Origin of the sequence: Nitrosopumilus sp. b1, from assembly GCF_014078545.1 — an archaeon.
GTDB lineage: Archaea > Thermoproteota > Nitrososphaeria > Nitrososphaerales > Nitrosopumilaceae > PXYB01.
Genome location: NZ_MU078756.1, coordinates 1 through 5,592, shown reverse-complemented (window position 1 = coordinate 5,592; position 5,592 = coordinate 1). Strand labels below are relative to the sequence as shown.

Genomic DNA, 5,592 nt, shown 5'->3' with positions numbered 1-5,592 from the left:
ACCTCAACCATCAAACGTTACTGCACAACCTCAACCATCAAACGTTACTGCACAACCTCAACCCACCAGCACAACTAATTCATCATTACAAATCATTTTGGTTGAACATCTTTCTCCAATTGACAACTCATTACATACAGATAAAATTAATCCAAATGAAAAACACATTTATCTTTCAGAAAATGTTTATGTTCATTCTGAAATAGATCTACACGAATCACATCAACATTTCACTATTTTATCTGATTTGGGAATAATGGATAATCTTTTGCTGAAAATAAATAATGTAACAATGAGTGGTATATCTGAAAAATTATCAATACAGGATTCTTTAAACCTATATCTTAATGATGTATTGATTGAACATAAGATCCACCATTATGATCAAACACTACGGGAAAATCTAGGATTTTTATTTCATTTACCAATTGATCCTGTTAAAATCATTTTACCAAACGTAACTGAATCCTGGATAAATGAAAATCAAACAGATAACGTTGAGTTAATTGGTGATGCAAAAATCCAAAACGATACTGAAACAGACCTAACAACAATAATCTTGGATGGAGATTATGATTTTGCTGAAACAATTCCAACAAATACGACAACCTATATCACTAACATGACAATATCTGCCTGGGTTAAACCCGATTACACAAAAGGATCTGATGAATTTACAATTATCTCAAAAGCAAAATCCTTTGTTTTATCAATTAACAATGTTTTATCTCCTCAAAAAATTGCAAAATTCTCTGTGTTTGATGGAATTAAATGGACATCAATTGAATCAAAATCTCAAATAACAAATGGTTGGACACATCTTGCTGCCAGTTTTAACAAATCTGCAATTGCAATTTATGTAAACGGAACAATTGAGGGTTCAATACCTGTAAATGGAATCCCTTACATTACAACTGATGGTCAAATTTCCATCAAAACTGTTGATGAGATAACATCACAAAATGATCTTGTAATTGGAGCTGCAGTTACTCCGGACATGAAACATTCTGCCGAAAATCTTTATTCTGGAATGATTGCTGATGTGGAATTTTATGATTCACAATTAACCCCAAACGATATTCGACTAATCTTCACTGCAAATACACCTACAACAAGGATTTCCCTATTTGATCCTGAACAACAAATCTTTGATGAACCCGTATCAATTCTTCCTGAATCGATTACAAATTCCACTGACATGCAGACTGAGGGCGTATTATTATCTACAAACGGAACCGAGCCTAAAATTATTGCGGCAAATGAGGAGAACCTAAACAACGATGTATCCACACTAACAGTTTCCTCATGGATTAAACCCAATTACACACAAGGTTCCTCAGAATTCACTATTGTTGGAAAAGAAAATTCATTTGTTTTATCTGTGAATAAACTAATTCCACCTGAGCGAGTGGCTAAATTCTCTGTATTTGATGGAATATCTTGGACCACCATCACGGGTGAACAAAAAATTAATGATTGGTCACACGTTGTAGGTGTAATTAACAAAACAAAAATATCATTATATGTGAACGGTACGCTCGCGGGTACTGCCAACCTTCCAGAACAAATTTCCTTCTCACAAGGAAAATTAAATATAACACACGCAAATGCTGTAACATCTCAATCCGATATTGTAATTGGCGCATTAATTAACACACAAAGGGATGAACCTAGATTCTCAAATTACTTTTCAGGTGTGATTGGCGATGCATCTGTGTACAAGCAGGCCTTGACAAAGGAGCAGATCCAATCAGAATTTGACGCATATGTTTTGAAACAAAATCCACAAAAAATTTCTTGGTATACAATTTCCTTATCCGAAAATATTTCGATAACAATTGAACAATATGGTATACCTTTTGACAAAGGTATACCAGAAAACAAAACAAATGATTCCTTAAAACAAATACAATTACAAGAATCCCTTGTACTGGGTGATTCCCTAGTCACTATACCTGTGCAGAAAATTTCAGTCAGCATTTACGAGTCCTTGGGAATTGATTCACATTATGTTTTCAATTCTGATGTCTCACATCAGATTATTTTAGTTGAAAACATCTCTATAAGCGAGTCAGTTTATACTCAAAACCCTCTTTTTCCATATCATAGCGATATTCTTGTTTTAGATGATGAACTCTCACTATTCCTAAATGGCAAAGAAATTGTAGAAGCAAGGAAAAACCTGTCACTCCTTACTCATAATGATATAGAAATTGGAAAGATTGTGATTTGGACACAAACTATTTTAGTTAATGATACTGATTCGATTGATTCTGTACTTGTCGAAATCCCTGCCGATGCCCAGGATATTGAAGTTGAGATACTAAATGAGAACAAAACAATGTCCGTAATTCCTTCAGAATTAATCACAATTTTAGAAGAAAATGAGATTGATGAAGAATACCCATCCAATGATTTATCTGAAAAGCTAGAAGAGCGAATCCAAAAACAACTAGAGAAGATAGAAAAATTTGCCAAAAAGATCAACGCAACTAATATTGCATCATTAGATCTTGCGGTATTGAAAGATCTAAAACATGTCAAACAACACGAAAAACCATCAAAATTCCTGATTTTTAATGATACAAAATTAAATCTCAATGAAGATAATCATGAAAAAACCACAAACAAAACCAAATCAGAAAAGGAATTACTAATACAATTTGTCACCCCTGCACCATACAAAATAGAGAATGACTATTCCACAAGCTCAAAATTCCAACGAAACGTTACTGTGGCACATAACTCAACACTTCATTATACCAATGTCAAAACATACACTGACCTCCCTGAATATCTCGTACAACGAAATATTGCTTTCAAATTACATTGGATGATTAATGATACAAAAGTTGATGTGACTTTTGATCCTAGATTTAATATCCAATTTGTAGATACAGATTCAAACGGAATTGCCGATAGAATGCAATGGACAGTTCCACAATTATCTGAACAAGAATTTGAAGTAGAAGCTGAAATTAACATCATCAATGTTCAATCTTATCCTTTGGTTGGTGGCTATTGGACAGTTAACTTTACAACCGTAGGAAATGCAACCTTAACTGTCTCTGCAATTGATGGAACAACTTTTGGTGAGTCTGCACCTGATGATCTAGAATTTATTGATATTAAATGTGGAGAAAATATAGTTTCACATCAGTGGGTAAATGGTTCGGTTGTTGTAGAAAATTATTCATGTTATGAAACTGGTAGTGAAACAAGTAAGGTATTAACATCTGGAAAGCATCACTTAAAGTTTCAATTTGGAAACGATGTAGGTTATGCACACAATATGGCATTTGCAAACAGAGTGTTAGGTGTTACTAAAGTAACAGGAACATACACCTCTGCTGGCTCTACACAAGACTTTACAATCACTCCAAATCTTGTCAATGCAAACAAAGCTTATGCATTATGCTCATTTCGACATGCTGGGGAGAATACTCATGCCGCAATCTTTAAAGCTTGGGAAATACTGAACACGTCAACACTTAGAATTCATGCGACAACAAATACCACCCCAACTCAAACACCATTTGTCTGTTACATAACTGAATATGATGCGCAGTCTTCAATGATATCGTACCAACTATCTAACACAAGAACTTCTACATCTGCTGCGGTTACATTACATACTGCAAACATTGGTGCAACAATTGAGCCAACTGAATCAATGGAGTGGTTTCAAGGACATACTCATGATGGAGGAGATACCACAATTGGTACTGAAGAGCTTGACAGAGCGAGGATAATCAGTAGCACACAATGGCAATGGGAAGTAAACACTGGGCCAAATTCTCAACCCCAGGACGATTACTTGGGAATTGTAGATTGGAATGATTCTGGCGTCTCAGTACAAAGGGGACAAACAACAATAGCCGTTTCGGGAACTACCCGAACTTTGACTGGTGGTGTGGACTTTACTGCAGTAGATAGGGATAGAACACTACTGTTCACATCGTTTAAAAAATCTGATACTGGCTTTACATATGATCCTAGTACAAGCTACATTAGTGCTACTTTAGATGCTAGCAACAACATTGTGTTCCAAAGAAATGCTGCAGACTCCAATACAGTAGACATCAATTGGACTTTGGTGCAATTTCCTGAATATACTGCAAGGATACAACACGAATTGGTTACTCTTGCTTCTGGTACTAGCACAACTGCTGATACTATAACATCTGTGGGAAACATGTCCAAAACATTGGCTATTGGTACTGTATGCAGTCCGTTTGGTTGTGGTACGGGTAGAACCGACACCACTACTGGTGGTGCAATTGATAGGCTTCAAGCAACACTTGAACTTACTGCAGCAAATGAGGTTACCATTACAAGAGGTGATAGTACAGGAAGCTTTACCATTGGATATCAAGTTGCAGAATTTGGAAATCTGTTTGTAAGAACAATTGCTGATTCTGCATCAACATCTGATTCAATTTCTAAAGAAATCTCATTTGCAAGATCAATGACAGACATTACAAACACTGGCGACTCTTTTGACTTGTCCACTTCATTTGTTAGATCTATATCTGATTCCTTGTCTACATCAGATACATCAGTGGTTTCTCGTTCATTTACTAGATCAATGACTGATTCGGTAAGCTCCCAAGATACTTTGTCTGCTGATATCTCTTTTACTCGTTCCATCACCGACTCTGCATCAACAGCTGACTCTATCACCACACCAACCTCATTTGCAAGACTATTCACTGACTCTCTCTCCACAGCTGACTCCCTCACCACACCAACATCATTCACACGGGAAATGACTGATTCGGTAAGCTCCCAAGATACTTTGTCTGCTGATATCTCTTTTACTCGTTCCATCACCGACTCTGCATCAACAGCTGACTCTATCACCACACCAACCTCATTTGCAAGACTATTCGCTGATTCTGCATCAACAGCTGACTCTATCACCACATCCACCTCATTTGCAAGACTATTCACTGACTCTCTCTCCACAGCTGACTCCCTCACCACATCCACCTCATTCACACGTGCAATGACAGATACACTATCTGCACAAGACTCTGTATCTCGTGTAATCTCATTTGGCAGATCCATAACTGACTCTCTCTCCACAGCTGATTCCATCACCACATCAACCTCATTTGCAAGAATATTCACAGACACAGCTACTGCTGATGACTCCCTCACCACATCGACTTCCTTTAACCGCTTCATGACAGATACACTATCTACAGCAGATTCCTTGCTTGCCTCCGTTCAATTTACAAGAATATTCACAGACACAGCTACTGCTGATGACTCTATCACCACATCCACCTCATTTGCAAGACTATTCGCTGATTCTGCATCAACAGCTGACTCCCTCACCACATCAACCTCATTTGCAAGACTATTCACTGACTCTCTCTCCACAGCTGACTCCCTCACCACATCAACCTCATTCATACGTGCAATGACAGATACACTATCTACAGCAGATTCTTCCCTTGGAGTTATTTCCTTTAATCGATCCATAACTGACTCTGCATCCACAGCTGACTCCATCACCACATCCACCTCATTTGCAAGAATATTCACAGACACAGCTACTGCTGATGACTCTATCACCACATCAAC

1 protein-coding gene is annotated in these 5,592 nt (G+C 37.2%); it reads left to right on the top strand.

Going from position 1 to position 5,592, the window contains the following annotated elements; genetic code table 11:
* A partial coding sequence (locus tag C6988_RS10405; RefSeq protein ID WP_342752390.1) for a LamG-like jellyroll fold domain-containing protein occupies window positions 1–5,592 on the top strand: 5,592 nt, incomplete at both ends.